The 19,247-nt window shown below is 65.4% G+C and carries 16 protein-coding genes; 10 read left to right on the top strand and 6 right to left on the bottom strand.

From position 1 onward, the window contains the following. Window positions 1–3 precede the first annotated feature (3 nt). The 5 genes from EPA99_RS02250 (at window position 4) to EPA99_RS02230 (ending at window position 8,597) form a co-directional block, all read left to right on the top strand. Complete coding sequence (locus tag EPA99_RS02250; RefSeq protein WP_129469552.1) at window positions 4–906, top strand: hypothetical protein; 903 nt, start codon at window positions 4–6, stop codon at window positions 904–906. A gap of 140 nt (window positions 907–1,046) precedes the next feature. Further along, on the top strand, window positions 1,047–5,183 hold the full coding sequence (locus tag EPA99_RS02245; protein WP_129469551.1) for a hemagglutinin repeat-containing protein: 4,137 nt from the start codon (window positions 1,047–1,049) through the stop codon (window positions 5,181–5,183). A gap of 9 nt (window positions 5,184–5,192) precedes the next feature. Beyond that, on the top strand, window positions 5,193–5,600 hold the full coding sequence (locus tag EPA99_RS02240; RefSeq protein ID WP_129469550.1) for a hypothetical protein: 408 nt from the start codon (window positions 5,193–5,195) through the stop codon (window positions 5,598–5,600). A 93-nt stretch (window positions 5,601–5,693) separates the two neighbouring features. Continuing rightward, complete coding sequence (locus tag EPA99_RS02235) at window positions 5,694–6,020, top strand: hypothetical protein (protein WP_129469549.1); 327 nt, start codon at window positions 5,694–5,696, stop codon at window positions 6,018–6,020. 351 nt (window positions 6,021–6,371) lie between these two features. Next, the gene (locus EPA99_RS02230; RefSeq protein WP_206733664.1) at window positions 6,372–8,597 is read left to right on the top strand and encodes a di-heme oxidoreductase family protein; all 2,226 of its coding nucleotides are present in this window, start codon (window positions 6,372–6,374) and stop codon (window positions 8,595–8,597) included. A gap of 334 nt (window positions 8,598–8,931) precedes the next feature. Here the strand turns inward: EPA99_RS02230 and EPA99_RS02225 are convergent, their stop codons facing one another. After that, entirely contained in the window at window positions 8,932–10,332 is a 1,401-nt protein-coding gene (locus tag EPA99_RS02225) for an MFS transporter (RefSeq protein ID WP_129469547.1), read from the bottom strand. Between the two features lie 125 nt (window positions 10,333–10,457). Here EPA99_RS02225 and soxR point away from each other — a divergent pair, with 125 nt between their 5' ends. Further along, a complete protein-coding gene (soxR, locus tag EPA99_RS02220) occupies window positions 10,458–10,898 on the top strand; it encodes a redox-sensitive transcriptional activator SoxR (RefSeq protein WP_129469546.1) in 441 nt (146 codons plus the stop codon). Between the two features lie 42 nt (window positions 10,899–10,940). Here the strand turns inward: soxR and EPA99_RS02215 are convergent, their stop codons facing one another. The 3 genes from EPA99_RS02215 to EPA99_RS02205 all read right to left on the bottom strand — a co-directional run bounded on the left by EPA99_RS02215 (window position 10,941) and on the right by EPA99_RS02205 (window position 12,971). Next, window positions 10,941–11,192, bottom strand: a complete 252-nt coding sequence (locus EPA99_RS02215) for a hypothetical protein (protein WP_129469545.1) — start codon at window positions 11,190–11,192, stop codon at window positions 10,941–10,943. Between the two features lie 239 nt (window positions 11,193–11,431). Then, window positions 11,432–12,256 (bottom strand): pyrroline-5-carboxylate reductase, encoded by an 825-nt coding sequence (gene proC, locus EPA99_RS02210; protein WP_129469544.1) that lies wholly within the window; start codon window positions 12,254–12,256, stop codon window positions 11,432–11,434. A 31-nt stretch (window positions 12,257–12,287) separates the two neighbouring features. Next, window positions 12,288–12,971 (bottom strand): YggS family pyridoxal phosphate-dependent enzyme, encoded by a 684-nt coding sequence (locus EPA99_RS02205; protein WP_129469543.1) that lies wholly within the window; start codon window positions 12,969–12,971, stop codon window positions 12,288–12,290. 93 nt (window positions 12,972–13,064) lie between these two features. Between EPA99_RS02205 and EPA99_RS02200 the strand changes: the two genes are divergently transcribed. From EPA99_RS02200 to EPA99_RS02190, 3 genes are all read left to right on the top strand, one after another. Further along, window positions 13,065–14,102: a type IV pilus twitching motility protein PilT gene (locus EPA99_RS02200; protein WP_129469542.1), complete on the top strand. Its 1,038-nt coding sequence runs from the start codon at window positions 13,065–13,067 to the stop codon at window positions 14,100–14,102. Between the two features lie 121 nt (window positions 14,103–14,223). Further along, window positions 14,224–15,354: a PilT/PilU family type 4a pilus ATPase gene (locus EPA99_RS02195; RefSeq protein WP_129469541.1), complete on the top strand. Its 1,131-nt coding sequence runs from the start codon at window positions 14,224–14,226 to the stop codon at window positions 15,352–15,354. A gap of 215 nt (window positions 15,355–15,569) precedes the next feature. Continuing rightward, a complete protein-coding gene (locus EPA99_RS02190; RefSeq protein WP_241688247.1) occupies window positions 15,570–16,265 on the top strand; it encodes a YitT family protein in 696 nt (231 codons plus the stop codon). Between the two features lie 240 nt (window positions 16,266–16,505). Here EPA99_RS02190 and EPA99_RS02185 read toward each other — a convergent pair whose 3' ends face one another. After that, complete coding sequence (locus EPA99_RS02185; RefSeq protein ID WP_129469540.1) at window positions 16,506–17,408, bottom strand: DUF72 domain-containing protein; 903 nt, start codon at window positions 17,406–17,408, stop codon at window positions 16,506–16,508. 611 nt (window positions 17,409–18,019) lie between these two features. Further along, the gene (locus tag EPA99_RS02180; protein WP_129469764.1) at window positions 18,020–18,559 is read right to left on the bottom strand and encodes a DNA-3-methyladenine glycosylase I; all 540 of its coding nucleotides are present in this window, start codon (window positions 18,557–18,559) and stop codon (window positions 18,020–18,022) included. A 95-nt stretch (window positions 18,560–18,654) separates the two neighbouring features. Here EPA99_RS02180 and EPA99_RS02175 point away from each other — a divergent pair, with 95 nt between their 5' ends. Further along, on the top strand, window positions 18,655–19,221 hold the full coding sequence (locus EPA99_RS02175) for a YqgE/AlgH family protein (RefSeq protein ID WP_129469539.1): 567 nt from the start codon (window positions 18,655–18,657) through the stop codon (window positions 19,219–19,221). Window positions 19,222–19,247 lie beyond the last annotated feature (26 nt).

The following is a 19,247-nucleotide window of genomic DNA, read 5'->3' as shown; positions in this document are numbered from 1 at the left end:
GCGATGGTTGATTTTTATGAAAACTTTGGGGTGTCAACGGACCAGTATCTTGCTCGAATGGATGGGGGCATCTATGGGTGTTATGAAGATGTGCCAGGCACCTATCGATCCGTGATGGAGCCTGGATACAATGGAATGAAAAGTAATTATGATTATGAAGGGCTATTGTCGAGAGGGAAGAGTTGGGTTATTGGTCCTCTCGAAATTCTGCAGCCTTACTCATTTTCGGCATTCAATGAGGCGGCAGGAGAGCTTCTTCTTGGTATTGTCCTAATTAAGGATCTTATGAATCCAGGTGGTCCGCCTATGGTCAGGCCTATCCTGTTTTTTGACGCCAGCGGTCGAATGGTTCAAGTGCAGGCAAATTTTCCTGGTTCTACCTATGAAGAAGGCGATGACTCATTTGGTTCCTTGTTGAGCCTTCCAGATGCGTTGGCAAAATCGTGGTTATGGCGTACCGCGGGGTGGCGTATGCCAGGTGAGCCATTTCAGGGGCCTTTGATCAATCGATGTTTGATTGGCCATCCTTCCTCCATGTGGTTGGACGCGGATAATTATCTGGATACGTTGGGCAAGGGTGCGAAGAAGAAATTCCTTCCGAAGATTGTCGATCTCTTTCCGGATACGGTGGTTGAGCCGAAGGGTCGTTACGGCATAAGAAGATACAAGTTTCGGTGTTTTCTCGATACTCGTCCTGCCGGCGTAGGAGGGCCTGTAGGCGATCAATTCTTTGTATGCTCGACTCGCCGGGATCAGGTCGTCTATCACATTCATCGTGGCGACATCAATGACATCCGGGTGCTGCGCGACCCTGGAGATGCAATTGACCGCTACTGCGCTCATGTCTTGCGCCGATTGCCCGGGGAGTTCGATTTCTCGCGATGGAGCGAGCCTATGTTGGCATAAGGGGGGGAGTAGGGATGGTGTTTATTCAGAAGAAATTTGTCTCTGATTCTTAGCGGTGGTTATCGAGAGATTTTCTCTGCAGGCGTGGCATGAGTAGAAGCTCTTTAAAAACATAAAATCCATCCGGTTGGGCCTCCGATGTGGGCGCGGGCCAGGACCTGACGCTGGCGGCCAAGGACATCGCCCTGCTGGCGCGGCAGGACACGGCGGACAGCCAGTCCAGCCAAGCCAGCAAGTCCAGCGGCTTCTCGGTCAGGGTGACCTACGACCCGGCCGCGGCGTATCGCAGCGCCCGCGACTCGGCCACGGCCGACATGGCCGACAGTGGCTCGACCTTGAGCAAGGCCAGCCGCGATGCCGAAGGCGCCAGCGCCGGCACCATGGCAGCCCTCACGCCGGTGGTGATACAGGCCGGCAGTCAGCGCGCCAACGCGGCGCAGAATGGCAGCAGCAGCGACGCCCGGGTCAGCCAGTTGTCCGCCGCCGGCAACCTGACCCTGCTCGCCAGCGATGGCTCGATCACCAGCCAGGGCGCGCAGCTGTCGGCTGAGGGCAATGCCCTGCTGCTGGCCAGCCAGAACATCGTCTTCGATGTGGCCCACAACACCCAGTCCAGCGGCAACGCCAGCGCCGGCAAGGGCTGGGGATTCAACAACGCGGCGGCCCTGGCCTTCGGCAACTACAACCAGCTGGGCAACGGTGCCGGCCAGACCGACACCATCACCGGCACGCAGCTGTCGGTGGGCGGTAATGCCAGCCTGAGCACGACCGGCGGCGACATCGTGCTGACCGCCGGCAACATCGTCGCGGACGGCGATGTCGGCCTGCACGCGGCCGGCGACCTGACCCTGCGGAGCGGCCAGGACACGCTGGGCAATGCCAATCGCTCGGACAGCAAGGGCATCGGCACGGTGGTCATCTCCGACACCGAGCGCTTCGCCGGCTACAACGCCCAGCGCCACCGCGACCAGGAGGGCCAGGTGTCGCAGGTGGCCAGCAGCGTGGGCAGCCTGAAAGGCGATGTCAGCCTGAGCGCGGGAGGCACCTACAGCCAGGTCGCCAGCAACGTGGTGGCCGCGCAGGACATCGGCATCACCGCCGCACAGATCGAGGTGACCACGGCCGAAGAAACCGGCCAGTACTCGCAAAGCGATGAGGACAAGAAGTTCGGCGTGTTCGCACGGATCAAGTCGCCGCTGATCGACCTGATCAACAACGTGGACGCCGCCCGCCAGTCCGATGGTCGCCTGCAGGCGATGCAGGGCATGGCCGCGGCGGCCAATGCCTACCAGTCGGCAAGCGCGGCGGCGGCGGCCGCTGGCGCGGGGGGCAGTGGCACCCTGATCGCCGCTGAGGCGGGTGTTGGCTTCAAGACGGCCAGCAGCAGCGCACAGGGCAGCAGCACGGTCTCGCAAGGCTCGACCCTGCAGGCCGGCGGTAACCTCAGCCTGACCAGCACCACCGGCGACATCCATGTCGTGCAAGGCAACCTGAGCGCCGGCGACAAGCTGTCCTTGGATTCAGCCCAAGACATCCTGCTGGAGGCAGGCAAGGCGCATGTCACCGACAGCAGCCGCAGCAACAACGCAGGTGTCGAGGTGGGCGTAGGCGTGTCGGTGGGCGCCCAGACCGGTGTGTACGTGTATGCCGAAGCCAGTGCGGGCAGCAGCAAGTCCAGTTCGGACAGCACCGCTTGGCAGAACACCACGCTGACCGGTCGGGACATCTCGCTGAAGGCCGATGGCGACACGACCCTGCGCGGTGCCACAGCCACGGGCGACCGCATCGATGTGAAGACTGGCGGCGCACTCACCATCGAGTCGCTGCAGGACCTGGCCAAGAGCACGTCCAAGAACAGCCAGGCCGGCGGACGCGTGCAGGTGTCCTTCGGCACGGCCTGGGACGCCAGCGGCTATGCCAGCTCGGGCAAGGCCAACGGCAGCTACGAAGGGGTCGGGCAGCAGTCCGGGCTCTTCGCCGGGGATGGCGGTTACCACGTCGATGCGGACACGGTAAACCTGATCGGCGGTGCGATCGCGAGCACCAATGCGGCCAACAGCGCGCTGACCGCGCAGAGCCTGACCTTCAGCGACCTGCAGAACCAGATGCAGCACAGCGCAAGCTCGGGCAGCATCAGTGGCGGCTACGGCGGCAAGGCCGAGGGCTTCAAGCCGACCACCGAAGGCGGCACCCCGAACTTCGGCGCTGGCGTGCCGATGACAGAGAAGGGCGGCGACAGCAGCACGACCTACGCCACCCTGACCGAAGGCAACATCACCCTCGGCGGCAAGCAGACCACCGCCGCGGAACTGGGCATCAACGCCGACGCCAGCGTTGCCCACACGGCGCTCAAGGATCTTCCCGATGCCGGGAAGCTCCTGGCGGACCAGCAGGCCATGGCAGCGGCCATGGGCACGGTGGTGGCGACCAGCCAGCAAGTGGCTGGGGACATCGCCACCAATGCCCAGAAGCAGGCCTCGCAAGCGGCCGAGGCTTACCTGTCGGGGCTATCGCCCGAGGCGCAGGCTGCATTCGGAGCGCTGAGTGCTTCGGACCAGCAGGACCTCCTGCTGCAGAACAGCTCGGACTATCGCCAGGCTTATGCCACCCAACTGCAATGGGGGACCGGTGGCGACTACAACCGCGACCTGCAGGCCGTGACCACGGCTTTGGTGGGTAGCACCGCAGGCCAAAGCGGCGCGCAGATCGCGGGCAACGCGCTCGCACCATATGCAGCGCAGCTGATCGGTCAGAAGTTCGATACCAACCACGGCAGCGACCCGAACGCGGTCGCCCAGGCCTTGTCGCATGCGCTGCTGGGCGCGGTGCTTGCGGAGGTCAATGGCACATCGCTGGCGGGCGGTGCGTCAGCCGGAGCGGGTGGGGAGCTGGCGGCCGGCGTGCTGATGCAGGCGTTTCCTGACGCGGACAAGCAAACCATTTTGGCGCTGTCGCAGGCAGCTGGCGCACTGGCTGGGGGGATTTCGGGAGGAAGCCTGGCCGAGGCTGCGGCGGGAACCGGCGCCTCCAAGAATGCGGTGGAGAACAACCGCATGCTGAACGAGACGGAAGTCAATCGGATCAAGGAGCTAAGCGAGGGGGACGCCGATAAAGAGGCGCGGCTCACCGCTGCCGCCTGCGCACGAGTCAAGTGCTCTGCAGAGTATGCGGATGGTAGCGAGGAGCAAAAATTCTGGGCTGCTGTTGAAGCTGCGGGTGCATCGCTCAAGGACGAGCAAGACCTGCTGGCTACTCAGATTTACCTAAATTACGGCACAACCCTGGCGGCAAAGACTGGAAAGCCTTCGGAGCAGCAATTGTTCGGCTACGGAGCCCTTGACGCCGTATCAGACGCCACCACGAAATGGGATAACGAAAATGGACACCCGTTTGCCCGCCTTGGTGGTCTGCTGCAAACAGCGGAGGGCGCAACCGCCATGCTCGCAGGCGGCGGTGGATGCTTAGAGACCGCCATTACATGCGTCCTGATCCCTTGGGGCGCAGACCAGGCCACAGCCGGGGCTAGAACGGTAGCGACGGGTCAAGCGACATCCACCCTGGGCGGCATGTTGCTGAGCAAGACAGGACTGCCGACGCCGTATGCGGAGGCGCTCTACTCTCTGGTCGGGTTTGTGCCAGCGGGTGCGGCCGCTAATCTAGGCAAGCCAGCCACGACTTTGCCGATCACAACCCTTGAGCCAGTCAGTGCCTTAAGGCCGGTGGATGAGGCTGCGGAGCTGGCGGGTAGCAGCGCGGGGAAAGCGGTCGTGCGCCTGGGCGACGATGTCTCTGCACCGAATGTTGCAGCTGGTGGTGCAAAAGCAAGTGGTCAGGGTTTAGAAACCACTAAGCCCGTGACCATCAGCGGCGGTCGAGCCATCGACAAGGCACAGAGCTATGAAAGTGGTGTGCGAGATATTTATGGAGGTGTTACCTATGCCGAACGTCAGTTCACGACAGTTGTAGACGGAAGGCGAGTAAATGGTGTTGCTGATAACGTAACTATTACTGATGGAAAGCGAACTGCTGTTGATGCTAAGTTTGTAGAGGATTGGGGGAGTTCCATTCGGAACCCGAGTGGCTCTACAGGTACGAAACCCTGGTCGATTATAGAGCAAGCCAAGATGGTGGATCAGGCAAAGAAATATTCTTCAGGTTTTGAAGGTGGCGTCATTTACCATACGAATAGTCAAGAGCTGGCTAGTCAGTATTCGAAGGATTTTACAGAAGCGGGTGTTGAAAATTTTAAGTTTGTCATCACTCCGGTGAGAAATTGAGGTTGCGTCATGAGCGATCAAATTAAAGGGCTAGAGCGAATGCTTGGTGGAAAGCTTGAGAGAGTGGATGCCAGGGTCATCCCGGGAACCGAAAGTACATCTACTCGTGAGGCTGTTTACTTCTCTGATGACGGGAAAAGTAAGTTCAGAAAGCAGTTTAAAAAAATAACCTGCTTTACTGAGCCGCCTAATGCAACTTCTGGTGGCATAAATGAAGCTGGTTGCGACATTACACCTCCAGGTGGCCCGCTTTTTCATGCTGTCATATATCACGGTGATCTTGCTGGCTGGCGAAAGGACATGGAAGAGGGGGGGAAGGGGCTTGGCTTACTCCTTGCTCGAGTCGAGGGGGATAAATTTGTTGTCTCGGATGGCCGCTCATTTCCGCTATCAGAGTGCACGATTGAATTCACCTGAAAGGTTCTTCGCTGATTAGCGTGGAGCTATTCCTGTAAATTCCGGACGCCCAATAATAGGAGCTTTTGTCAATTCTCCGCGTGGGATGTGAGTGTGGACAATAAGATTTATGAGGGCATTGGTGCGGTTTTGGTCGCGATCTCTCCTGCTGACGCCGAGGTGGTAATGGTAGAGGCCGAAATTTCTCCGGGGGAGGATCACTGTAATTTGTTATTTGATTATCTTGGGCCCTCTGGAAAAAAGCAGTGGTTTTTGCCAAGCAGCGCGAAGGTGGATAATGATTTGCTAGATCTTTTTGTTCGGCTTAGAAATTTCTTCGAGTCGAATGGGCTTTATGCGGGGGGTAGGCCATGGAAAAGTTGTATTGTCGAGCTATGCCTGCGCAGCATGAAGATAAAAATCGATTTTAAGTATGAATAACGATCGTGAATTTATGGCCTCTCAGTAAAAGTGGCCCGATACTACTGGGGTTACTTATCCCCCCCCCCCCCCTTATTTTCCTTCGAGCATTGACGGAAAGAGTGGTCCTTACGTTGTCCTTGTTGCGGCACTGGGGCGTTGTGTCACAGGGTGACTTGGCAGGAGCCACAGTCAGACTGCGGGCGCGAGCTCTCGTTCCTAACGAGGGGCCAGGACCTGACCAAGCGCGCAGACAGTGATCGCCAGCAAGGTGGCGGCCGTCCGGATCTGTAGGATTGCGCTCTTTCGCGCATGGCCATGACGGCCGCTTGCGCAGGACCGGGATGGGGGCGGGGCATGCGGACGAGGACCTTGGCAGCGGCGTGTGTGGCGGCGGTGGTCCTGGCCGCATGCGGTGGGGGTGGTGGGGGTGGCAGCGCCAGCACGCCGGCGCAGCCTGCCGCGCCTCCGGTGGCCACGCCGGTTCCGCCGGCGGCCAACCCCACGCCGGCCTACGCGTCGCTGTTTGCCAGCGACACGCCGGTGCGCGAGCAGATCCAGTACACCGAGGCCGATGGCACCTTGGTGACCCTGCTGGGGTTTCGGCCGGTGCCGCGTCATTCGCGCGAAGGCGGTGAGCCGTGGACCGATCCGGTGGACCGGGGGCCGGGCAATCACTTCGCCTTCCCGACCCACTATTTCCAGAACCGCACCTTCGGCATCGTCATTCGCGATGAGGTGCCAGCGGGTCGCCAGCGCATCAATGCGTACCTGCGCTCCAACGCCGGGGTCATGGTCGACAACGCCTTCAACGCCTTCCGTCGCATCGATCCCACCAGCGCCGAGTACGGTTGGCAGTTGAACACCGGCTTCAAGCATCCGACCGATGGCAGCACGCGCTGCGGTGCCTCGACCGACATCGCCCAGATGTGCGTGGCCGGGGACGGCAACGCCGTGATCCGCGACTACTGGCGCTACGGCGATGAGCAGCTCTACATCGGCAATACCCGGCCAGACAACCGGCTGCGGATGGGCGACAAGATCGAGATGACCGGCAGCATCTTCCTGGAGGCCGCGCCGGGCACGAACAACGCCCTGATCGACGGCGGCCCGCGCCGCTATTACTCGATGGAGCAGATGTACGTGGTCGGCAAGGGCTTCGTGCCCTGGTATGGCACCGCGCCCAAGCTGGACACCACGCCGTTGCCCGAGGAGACGCTGCTGGGCGGGCAGGCCAGCGTGTCCTACAACTATTCGGAAGAGCCGCACCGGGTCTTCCAGCAGGCCGCCACCAACATCGGCATCAGCAACGTGCAGCGCTTCGTGGAGGGGCGGCGGCTGTTCCACACCTCCTTCCTGGATGGCAGGCACTCGGAAAGCCCCAACGTCAACCCGGTGTTCACCCGGCACGCCAACCAGCTGGGCGCGCGCTTCAACCAGGAGCGCTGCCTGGCCTGTCACAGCTTGAACGGCCGCAGCCCGGCGGTGGAGGCCGGCGATCCGCTCAATGCGATGAACGTGCTGACCGCGGCCGCCAATGCCACCGGGGCGGCGCCCGACCCGGTCTACGGCCTGGCCGTGCAGCAGGTGGCGCGCGATGGCAACGCGCCGAACCATGCGGTGAGGATCCAGTCCTTCGAGACCTCGCAGCGGCGGCTACCCGATGGCGAGGTGGTCGAGTTGCGCAAGCCGGTCTATGCCTTCTCAGGCCCGGTGCCGGCGGCCTATTCGGTGCGGCAGGCGCCGCAGGTGATCGGCTTGGGGCTGCTGGAGGCGATCGACGAGGAGACGATCCTGGCGTTGTCCGATCCGGACGACCGCAACGGCGATGGCGTGCGCGGCAAGCCCAACTGGTCGATCGATCCGGAGACCGGCGCGCGCCACCTGGGGCGGTTCGGCTGGAAGGCGGGCAAAGGCTCGCTGCGCCAGCAGAGCGGCACGGCCCTGCTGCTGGACATGGGCGTGACCAGCCCGGTCTACAAGAATGCCGCCTGCCAGCGGGCACCGGCTTCGGCCGAGTGCAAGGCCGGCAACGCCTCGACGGCCATCACCACCGAGGACATCGCCCAGCTCACCGACTATCTGCAATTGCTCGGCGTGCCCGCCCAGCGCAGCCTGCGCAGCGGCTACACAGATGGCACCATCACCCCGCCCGAGCACGAGGTGGACGAGCAGACGGTGGCGCGCGGCCAGCAGCTGTTCGCGCAGGCGCAGTGCACGGCCTGCCACGTGGCGCAGATCAAGACCGGCGCCCGCCACCCGTTCGCCGAGCTTCGCAACCAGACCATCCGGCCCTACACCGATCTGCTGCTGCATGACATGGGCAGCGAGATGGCCGACACGCTGGCCGAGGGTGAGGCGGCGGCTAATCTGTGGCGCACGCAGCCGCTGTGGGGGCTGGGCTCGCTGAAGTATGTCCAGAAGGGCACCGGATTTGCCGACGCCAGCAGCGTGCGTTACCTGCATGACGGCCGCGCCCGCACCGTGTCCGAAGCGATCGCCTGGCATGGTGGCGAAGCTGCCAACAGTCGAACCCGCTACGAGGCGCTGCCGCGTGCCGACCGCCAGGCGATCCTGACCTTTCTGGAGTCGCTGTAACGCCGGGCTGGCAGCGATACCGAACTGTCAGAGTCAGGGGTGTTCCTGTCCTAGCGAGATGACGCTTGTCTCATCTGTCTCAGATGAGAAAAGGCATCTCCCATCGCGACTCAGGGAGCACGAGTGAGCTGTGAGCGCGCCCTGTGGGAGCGGCTTCAGCCGCGAAGGGGCTTTACCGGGAATGCCCTTCGCGGCTGAAGCCGCTCCCACAGGACAATCCGAATTCCGGCTCGATCGTGGCGCAGGCAGGTTGTCCAAAGGAACGTTCAGCCGCTTTCAAGGAACGCGCGCATCGGCCCCGGGTGAGCGCCTGCCGGGCTGGAGTCGACCCACCTCACGCAGTCGCACCGCGATGCGCCTCGGTTCTCCCAACGATCCACGCGCCGGCCACCGCCGCCAGGCCGGCAACGGCGAAGGTGGTCAGGTACGCGGCCTGCGGTGCGCGCTCCAGCAGCAGCGAGAACAGCGAGCCGCCGATGGCCAGCGTGGCAGCCACGGCCAAGGCCTCGCACAACTGCAGCGCAGAGCTGTTACGTCCCTGTTCGTGCGGTGCGGACAGCGCTAGCGTCAACACCGACAGGCTGGCCGAGATCATGCCCATCCCCAGGCCGGTCAGCGCCCAGCCGGCGATGGCCACCGGGATCGGCAGCGCCGGCCATACCAGGCCGAAGGTCAGCAGCAGGCCGGCGCACATCGCGCGGGTGCCGGTGCGCAGGAAACGATGGCGGCTCCAGCCGCTGCGGCTGTGGCCCTGGTACCAGGAACCGGCAAACCACCCCAGCGCGCCGATGCTGAGCGCGATGCCGGCCCAGGACGGCGACAGCCCGCGTTCGCGCGACAGCAGCAGCGGCAGGAAGGCCTCGGTGGCGAAGAAGGACGAGCACGCCAGGCCGCGCAGTGCGATCACGCTGGGAAGGCCGCGGCCGCCGCGCAGGGTCCCCGCGGGCAACAGTCGCTGCGCGCACAGCAGCGCGCCCACCGCTGCGGGCAGCATGACGGCAAGGCCCAGGGCGCCGTGCAGCTGGCCACCCAGATACAACAGGCAAGTGGCGAGCGCAGCGCCGATCGCCCAGGCGATCGGCGTGGAAGCGCCGGTGGGCTGGCCTGATCCAGCCGAGGCATGAGCCGCGCGCAGCGCAGGGCGCAGCAGCCAGGCGGCCGGCAGCGCCAGCACCGGCACGATCAGGAACACCCAGCGCCAGCCAAGGGATTCGACGATGAACCCGCTGAGCGCCGGGCCGACCAGGGATGGGACGACCCAGCCGGCGGAGAAGGCCGCGAACAGTCTCGGGCGCAGGGCATCAGGGTATTGCCGCGCCACCAGCACGTAAAGCGCCACGGTCATGCAGCCGCCGCCCAGCCCCTGCACCAGCCGGCCCGCCAGCAGCATGGGCATGGACACCGCGGCGCCGGCCAGCACCAGCCCGATGATGAAGCTGGCCAGGCCCAGCCATAGCGCCGGCGCGGGGCCGCGTGCATCGCACCAGCGCCCGGCCAGGGTCAGGCCGATCACGCTGGTGGCCAGGGTGCCGCCGAAGGCCAGCGCGTACAGCGGCAGGCCATCCAGCGCCTGGGCCACGGTGGGCATGGCCGCGGCCACGGCCAGCGCCTCGAAGGCGATCAGCGAGACCAGCGCCACCATGCCCAAGGTGGTGGCGCGGTACTCGGATGCGAGCAGCGAGGGCAGGGGCGCGGTGGGTGAATCCTCGCGCTGAGGCGTGGCGATGGATGACATGAGGTTTGCGTCCTTGTGGAATGAAGCGCGTTGCCGCATCGGTGCGCGGCAGCGCGGTGACACCAGCGTGCGACCTCAAGTAAGGTTTAGGTCAACAGGGCGGTACAGATCAGGGCGAGGACGGCATGCACGCGCAGGAACTGACGGTGGGCGAGGTGGCCGCGCGCAGCGGGCTGGCGGTGTCGGCCCTGCATTTCTACGAGAAGAAGGGCTTGATCCACAGCCTGCGCACCGCCGGCAACCAGCGCCGCTACACGCGCGATGTGCTGCGGCGGCTGGCAGTGATCCGCGTGGCCCAGCGCGTGGGCGTGCCGCTGGAAGCGGTGGCGCGCGCCTTCGACAGCCTGCCCGAGGGCCGCACGCCGACCAAGGCAGAATGGGCGCGCATGTCCGCGGCCTGGCGGCTTGAACTGGACGGGCGCATCCATGCGCTGCAACAGCTGCGCGACCAGCTCACCGACTGCATCGGCTGCGGCTGCCTGTCGCTGCGGCGCTGTCGCCTGAGCAATCCCGGCGACGCCTTGGCCCGGCAGGGCGACGGGCCGCAGCGGTGGCAGGCCACGTAACACCTGCAGCACATGCCTGGTCGCTTCCAAAGCGAACGCTCACTAGGTCATGTGCCGCATGAGCAATCGATCGATAAAGGCGTCCCGGCCTGATTCCAGCTCCATCCAATACGTCCGATCGTCGCCGAGCGCTTCCACGCTGACGATGAAGCCCAAACAGCGATCGTGATCCCTGCCGCCCTCAACTGCGCTGTTGAGCTTCGAGCATTGCCCCAGGCAGTGAGCGATGCGGGTAGAAGTCATCTCACCGGTCGGAGATGCGCTGCATGTGATGGTCCAGGCAACCTTGAACACTCCCGAAGCATTCCGTGGGAGCGGCTTCAGCCGCGAAGGAGCTTTACCGGGAAGGCCCTTCGCCCCCCCCCCCGCTCCCACAAAAGCCGGCGCCACCACAGCCGCTGCCATAAGAGCCGGCGCCACAGCAGCCACTTCCACAGCAGCCGCTGCCACAGCAATTACTTCCACCGCAGCCGCTTCGACAGGGCAATGCACGCTGCGGAGCTGTGGCGGAGTGGGGTGATTCGAGATTCGCTTCAGTCGTTGGCTGCCGACAGCTCGCCGCCGCGGCGGGTGGCCGCGGCGATGGCCTGGCCGACCAGGGTCTCGAAGCCCCCGGCCTGGAAGGTCTCGACCGCCGCCTGGGTGGTGCCGCCGGGCGAAGTCACGCGGCGGCGCAGCTCGGCCGGGGCCTCGCCGGCCTCGGTCAGCATGCGCGCGGCGCCCAGCACGGTCTCCTGCACCAGGGTGCGCGCGGCTTCTGCGGGCAGGCCCTGCGCCAGGGCTGCGGCCTCCATGGCTTCGGCCAACAGGAAGACATAGGCCGGGCCGCTGCCGGACACGCCGGTGACCGCATCCATCAGCGCCTCGTCGGCCACCCACACGGTCTTGCCGGCGCTGCTGAGCAGCTCCTCGGCCTGCGCGCGGCCCTCCAGGTCGACGCGCGCGTTGGCGTACAGGCCGGTCACCCCCGCACCCAGCAGGGCGGGGGTGTTGGGCATGGCGCGCACAATGGCCGCATCGCCGCCCAGCCAGCGGTCCAGCTGTTCGGCAGTGATGCCGGCGGCGATGGACACCACCAGCGGGCGCGTGGACTGCGCCGTGGCCGCCAGGTGGCTGCAGACCTCGCGCATGACCTGCGGCTTGACCGCCATCATCCACAGGCCCGCCTCGGCCACCGCGGCGCTGGCATCGTCATGCACGGCCACGCCGAAGTCATCGGCCAGCGCCTGGCGCAGCGCCGGCACCGGTTCGGCCACGGTGATCCGGTCGGCCGGAATGCCGCGCGCGATCAGGCCGCCGATCAGGCTGCGGGCCATGTTGCCGCCGCCGATGAAGGCGACGCGGGAAATCGAAGTCATGCGGAATGCCTTTTGGCGTTGGAATGTCGGGTCAATCGGGCTTGCGCGGACGGGCGCCGAACAGGGCGGTGCCGATGCGCACCATCGTGGCGCCCTCGGCGATGGCCAGGGCGGCATCATCGCTCATGCCCATGGACAGCGTGTCCACGTGCGGGGCGTCCTGGCGCAGCTGATCGAACAGGGCCTTCATCGCGCGGAAGGCGGGGCGGCGCGCTTCCAGTGCCTCATGCGGGGTTGGAATCGCCATCAGCCCGCGCAGCTTCAGCGTGGCATGGCGGCCGATCGCTGCGGCCAAGACCGGCACGTCCGCCGGGCTGCAGCCCTGCTTGCCCGGCTCGCCGTCCACGTTCACCTGGATCAGCACGTTCAGCGGCGGCTGCGAGGGCGCGCGCGCCGTGGCCAGCGCCTGGACCAGCTTGGGCCGGTCCACGCTCTGCACCCAGTCGAACAGCTCGGCGGCCAGGGCGGCCTTGTTGGATTGCAGGTGGCCGATCAGATGCCACTCAAGTCCGAGCGTGCGCAGGCCGATGATCTTTTGTTGGGCTTCCTGCACGTAGTTCTCACCGAACGCGCGCTGTCCGGCGGCGGCCAGTTCAGCGACCGCCTCGGCCGGCTGCGTCTTGGACACGGCGAGCAGTGAGGGCGCGGCGCGTTCAGCATGGGCCGCGTCGTTCTGCAGCCTTTGCAGGGTCTGGGCGTAGCGCTCGGCGAGCATGGGGCGGCACCCTTTGAATCTGGTGGAACCGCGTATACTGCCGTCCGGGGAACTGCCTTACCACACTTAGTCGCAATCGGGGGAAGTACGCGCATGGATATCGCCGAACTGTTGGCGTTCTCGGTCAAGAACAAGGCATCGGACCTGCACCTGTCCGCCGGCCTGCCGCCGATGATCCGCGTCGATGGCGACGTGCGTCGCATCAACATCCCGGCCCTGGACCACAAGCAGGTGCATGCACTGGTCTACGACATCATGTCGGACAAGCAGCGCCGCGATTACGAGGAATTCCTCGAGGTCGATTTCTCCTTCGAGATTCCCTCGCTGGCGCGCTTCCGCGTCAACGCCTTCAACCAGAACCGTGGCGCCGGCGCGGTCTTCCGCACGATTCCCTCGGAAGTGCTGACCCTGGAGGACCTGAACACGCCGCCGATTTTTCGCCAGCTCATCGACCAACCGCAGGGCCTGATCCTGGTGACCGGCCCGACCGGCTCGGGCAAGTCGACCACGCTGGCGGCGATGATCGACTACATCAACAAGAACGAATACGGCCACATCCTCACCGTCGAGGACCCGATCGAATTCGTGCATACCTCGCAGAAGTGCCTGATCAACCAGCGCGAGGTGCATCGCGACACCCACGGCTTCAACGAGGCGCTGCGCTCGGCCCTGCGTGAAGACCCGGACATCATCCTGGTGGGCGAATTGCGCGACCTGGAGACCATCCGCCTGGCGCTGACCGCCGCGGAAACCGGCCACCTGGTGTTCGGCACCCTGCACACCAGCTCGGCGGCCAAGACCATCGACCGCATCATCGACGTGTTCCCCGTCGGCGAAAAGCCGATGGTGCGCTCGATGCTGTCCGAGTCGCTGCGCGCGGTGATCTCGCAGGCGCTGCTGAAGAAGGTCGGCGGTGGCCGCACCGCGGCCTGGGAAATCATGGTCGGCACCCCGGCCATCCGCAACCTGATCCGCGAGGACAAGGTGGCGCAGATGTATTCGGCCATCCAGACCGGCCAGCAGATGGGCATGCAGACGCTTGACCAGCATCTGCAGGACCTGGTCAAGCGCAGCCTGATCACGCGCAACCAGGCCCGCGAGTACGCCAAGGACAAGCGGATGTTCGAGTAGCGGGGATTCGGGATTGGGGATTGGGGATTCGCGGAAGCGGTCTCTCATCGATCCCTGATCCGCCCGCTCTTAGCAATCCCCTCATCCCGCATCCCTCATCCCGGCTCCCAAGGAGCACACCATGAGCACCATCGACTTCACCTCGTTCCTGAAACTGATGGCGCACCAGAAGGCGTCGGACCTGTTCATCACCGCCGGCATGCCGCCTTCGATCAAGGTGCATGGGCGGCTCTCGCCGATCACGCAGACGCCGCTGACGCCGCAGCAGTCGCGCGACCTGGTGCTCAACGTGATGACCCCGGCCCAGCGCGAGGAGTTCGAGAAGACCCACGAGTGCAACTTCGCCATCGGCGTGGCCAGCGTGGGCCGTTTCCGTGTCAGTTGCTTCTACCAGCGCAACCAGGTCGGCATGGTGCTGCGCCGGATCGAATCGCGCATTCCCTCGGTCGATGAGCTGAACCTGCCGCCGGTGATCAAAACGCTGGCCATGACCAAGCGCGGCATCATCATCTTCGTCGGCGCCACCGGCACCGGCAAGTCGACCTCGCTGGCGGCGATGATCGGCTACCGCAACCAGAACTCGACCGGCCACATCATCACCATCGAGGACCCGATCGAGTTCGTGCACAAGCACGAGGGCTGCATCATCACCCAGCGCGAGGTCGGCATCGACACCGACAGCTGGGAAGCGGCGCTGAAGAACACCCTGCGCCAGGCCCCCGACGTGATCATGATCGGCGAGGTGCGCACCCGCGAGGGCATGGACCACGCCATCTCCTTCGCCGAAACCGGCCACCTGGTGCTGTGCACCCTGCACGCCAACAACGCCAACCAGGCGATGGACCGCATCATCAACTTCTTCCCGGAAGACCGCCGCAACCAGCTGCTGATGGACCTGTCGCTCAACCTGCGCGGCGTGGTCGCCCAGCAGCTGGTGCCCACGCCCGACGGCAAGGGGCGCCGGGTGGCGATGGAGATCATGCTGGGCACGCCGCTGATCCAGGACTACATCCGCGAGGGCGAGATCCACAAGCTCAAGGAAGTGATGAAGGAATCCACCAACCTGGGCATGCGGACCTTCGACCAGAGCCTGTTCGAGCTCTACCAGGCCGGCGAGATCAGCTACGACGAGGCCCTGCGCCACGCCGACTCGCAGAACGAGGTGCGCCTGCGCATCAAGCTGGCCCAGGGCGGCGATGCCAAGACCCTGGCCCAGGGCCTGGATGGGGTGGAAGTGGCCGAGGTGCGTTGAGCGCGCCGTCGCGCCAGCCCGATTCGCGGCCGCCCTTTGGGCGGCCGTTTTCGTTGGACCTGAGCGGTTTACCGGCGTCGATTCGGTTTCAGTTGTGACTGACGCGTGGGGCGGCCGGTAGAATGCCCGCGCCCCCAACGCCTGCCGCCGCCGTGCCGACTTCCCGAACGCCTACCGAAGATTCCTCCCCGGGCGTGCCTGCGCCGGAAATCGGCCTGGACGACGGCGGTGCCGACCACTCGCCGCCGGGCGTGGTGGTGACCTCCGGTCCGCTGACGCCGGCGCCGGACTCGGAAGGCACCGGGGTCGACGATCGCGCCTTCCACCACTCCATCGCCGAGGACGTGCAAGGCATGGTGCTGGCCACGCTGGTGGCGTCCATGGGATTGGCGGTGTTCGCCAAGGGCGGGCTGATGATCGGCGGCATGGCGGGGGTGGCCTTCCTGACGCATTACGCCTTCGGCTGGAACTTCGGCCTGATGTTCGTGCTGGTCAACCTGCCGTTCTACTGGCTGTCGGTGCGGCGCATGGGCTGGGAGTTCACGCTCAAGACCTTCGCCGCCGTGGGCGCCTGCGGCGTGCTGACCGACCTGCTGCCGCGCTGGGCCGACTACGGTCACATGGCCTCGCTGTACTCGGCCGTGGTCGGCGGGGCGCTGGTGGGGTTGGGCATCCTGTTCTTCATCCGCCACCACGCCAGCCTGGGCGGTGTCGGCATCCTGGCGGTGTACCTGCAGCGCACGCGCGGCATCAGCGCGGGCAAGGTGCAGATGAGCTTCGACGCGGCGCTGATGTGCGTGGCGTGTTTCACCCTGGCGCCTTCCAAGGTGCTGTACTCGGCGCTGGGCGCGCTGATGTTGAGCCTGGTGCTGATGTTCAACCATCGCCCGCATCGCTACATGGGTGTTTGAGCAAGGCTGCAGGGGCCGGGTTGCAAGCGACCTCATGAAAACTTGTCTCGCACCGGCGGCTTGGTGGAGGCGGATTCTTGTGGGAGCGGCTTCAGCCGCGAAGGGGCATTCCTGGGAAGTCCACTTCGCGGCTGAAGCCGCTCCCACAAAATCCGCTCCCACCACTGGCTGCCACGCTTTGCTCCTGACGGGTCTTTTCGAAACCAGCCTTTGAGTGATCGCAACAGGCCGGGCAGCGCCCTAGGATCTCGTCGCCAAGTCTGTAGGACGCATGGGCCGCTGCCCGAGGCGTTCCATCAATCCGGCCGCATCGAAGGGCGCGTGTACCTTCATGTCGTTGTCGAAGTAGCAATACACGTCCCGCCGGGTGCGCGCCGGTGCCTTGGGGGCATGGCGCGCGGCATCGTCCGGTTCCCCGCCTTCGGTCCATCGCGTGATCTTGCGCGCCCACCGCGCCAGCGCCGCGTCGCCATAGCCGCTGGCATACAGCTCGGCATCGCCGTGCAGGCGCAGATAAACGAAGTCCGCCGTCACGTCCTCCATCAGCGGATAGCGGCTGGCCGCATCGGCCACCACCAGCCCGACCCGGTGGCGCCGCAGCAGCGCGATGAATTCCGCATCGAGGAAGCTGTCGTGACGCACCTCCAGGGCGTGGCGGATCCGACGCCGGCCCTCAGCCGCCAGGACGCTGCGACCGCGCATCAACGCAGTGTCGCGGCGCCTGGCCAGCGCGGCTGCCTGTTCGACGTTACGCGGCAGCAGTGCAAGGAATTCCTCCAATAGCGCGGCGTCGAACTTCAACGTCGGCGGCAGTTGCCAGAGCAAGGGGCCGAGTTTCGGGCCCAGGGCGAGCAGGCCGGAGGCGAAGAAGTTCGCCAAAGGCGTGCCGCAGTCGCGCAGCCGCTTGGTATGGGTGATGAAGCGCGGGCCCTTCACCGCGAACACAAAGCGCGCCGGCGTGGCGTCGTGCCAGGCCTGCCAGCTCTGCGGACGCTGCAGCGAGTAGAACGAGCCGTTGAGCTCGATGCTGGGGAAGCAGCGTGAGGCGTATTCGAGCTCCGCGCGTTGCGGCAGCCCCTGAGGATAGAAGCGGCCGCGCCACCGCGGGTAGCGCCAGCCGGAAATGCCGATGCGGATGGACATGGTCATAGCGTGCGGGCGGCCCTGTAAGCCGCTGTCATCGGCAGGTGCTGGGCGCGGCAGGGCGAGGGTGCGAGTGGCATGGATGACAGATTCCCGGGCAGGCTTGGATCGCTGCCTGGTGGCAGCCTTGAGACTTCGCTCCGGCGAATGGGGCTGCGCCTTCCTGTCAGGCCGTCCGATCTATGGCGTCACACGCGCTCGTCCGTGGGCCCTGTCCCGGCCAGGAAAAATTTGCCTCACGCACCCGACACCCGCACCCCGCGCAATGCAGCGGATCTGAGGCGCCGCGCGCGGGAGAGCGTTGCACTGGCGAGCAAGGCCAGTGCCGAGCCGCGCATGGCTTTCGGAGGTGTCGAAGCGATGCGTGAACGCAGCCTCCGGGATGATGGCGGGCACAGACGGCCTGCCTTCCGGCGCACGCGTCCTGCGCATGCCGCCGGCCAGAGGCACCGGCACCATCCCGGTCCGGGTGGAAGGAGGTCCGGCTTGCCCACGCCGGAAGCGTGCCAGTCAGCGAGGCCGGTCCGGCAGAGCAGGCTCCCCACGCTGCGGGCTCGTGGGCGCAGGCGTGACCGTCACGCCGAGCCCTCAACCGCGCACCATCTCCGCGCTCAGCCGCCGCCCCGCCATGGCGGGGCCATGGCCAGCAGGCGCGTGTACACCGGGCAGTCGGCGTGATGCGCGCCCGGCAGGTAGCCCAGGCTCATCAGGAACTCGCCGGTGATCTCGCCCCCGGTGAAGCGGAAGGTCTTCTTGAACAGCTTCACCCAGCCGGCCTTGTCCAGCGGATGGTGGGCGTCCAGCCACGCGGCAAAGCCGCCGTGGGAGGCGCGCAGGCCCTGGATGACCTGGGCGTTATGGATGGCCGCCTCGATCTTGAGCCGGTTGCGGATGATCCCGGCGTCGGCCATGAGCCGGTCGCGATCGGCCTGGCCATAGGCGGCGACGGCATCGACATCGAATGCCGAATAGGCCCGGCGGAACCCGTCGCGCTTCCTCAGGATGGTCTCCCAGGACAGGCCGGCCTGGTTGATCTCCAGCAGCAGGCGCTCGAACAGCACCGATTCCTCCCGCTGCGGGAAGCCGTACTCGGTGTCGTGGTAGGCACCGTGCACCGGGTGGCCGGGGGCGAAGTCGCAGTAGCTGCTCATGGCGTCGGGTTTCACGGGTGAGGGCGAGCGCGTGTGCTGGACTTCGAGGCGACGACCAACCCACCTCATCCAGCACACGCTCTAGAATACGGCACATGAATCTCGATCCCGCCCCGCTCGCCAAGCAGGTCCTCATCGCCTTGCCGGCGCTGAGCGACCCCAACTTCGCCCGCTCGGTGGCCCTGATCTGCCAGCACGATGCCGATGGCGCGATGGGCCTGGTGATCAACCGGCCTTCGGATTTCACCCTGGGCGAGATGCTGGACCAGATGGAGCTGCATACCGGCGATGAGGTCCTGCGCGCGCGTGCCGTGCTGCAGGGCGGGCCGGTGCACCCCGAGCGCGGCTTCGTGGTGCACGAGGGCCCCACGCAGTGGGACTCCACCCTGGAGATCGGCGAGAACCTCTACCTGACCACCTCGCGCGACATCCTCGAGGCCATGGCCGCCGGCCACGGGCCGGCCAATGCCATCGTCGCCCTGGGCTGCGCGGGCTGGGGCGCGGGGCAGCTGGAATACGAGCTGGGCGAGAACAGCTGGCTGACCGCCCCGGCCGATGCCGAGCTGTTGTTCGACACGCCGCTGGAGCGTCGCTGGCAGGCCGCCGCCGGCCGCATCGGCGTGGACCTGAGCCTGATGACCGACTACAGCGGCCACGCATGAGGCCAGGCGCGCACGCGCGAAGCGGT

Origin of the sequence: Pseudoxanthomonas composti (assembly GCF_004122095.1) — a bacterium.
Taxonomy (GTDB): Bacteria; Pseudomonadota; Gammaproteobacteria; order Xanthomonadales; family Xanthomonadaceae; genus Pseudoxanthomonas_A; species Pseudoxanthomonas_A composti.
Note: the sequence above shows the minus strand (reverse complement) of the source record. Positions and strands in the feature narration are given on the sequence as shown.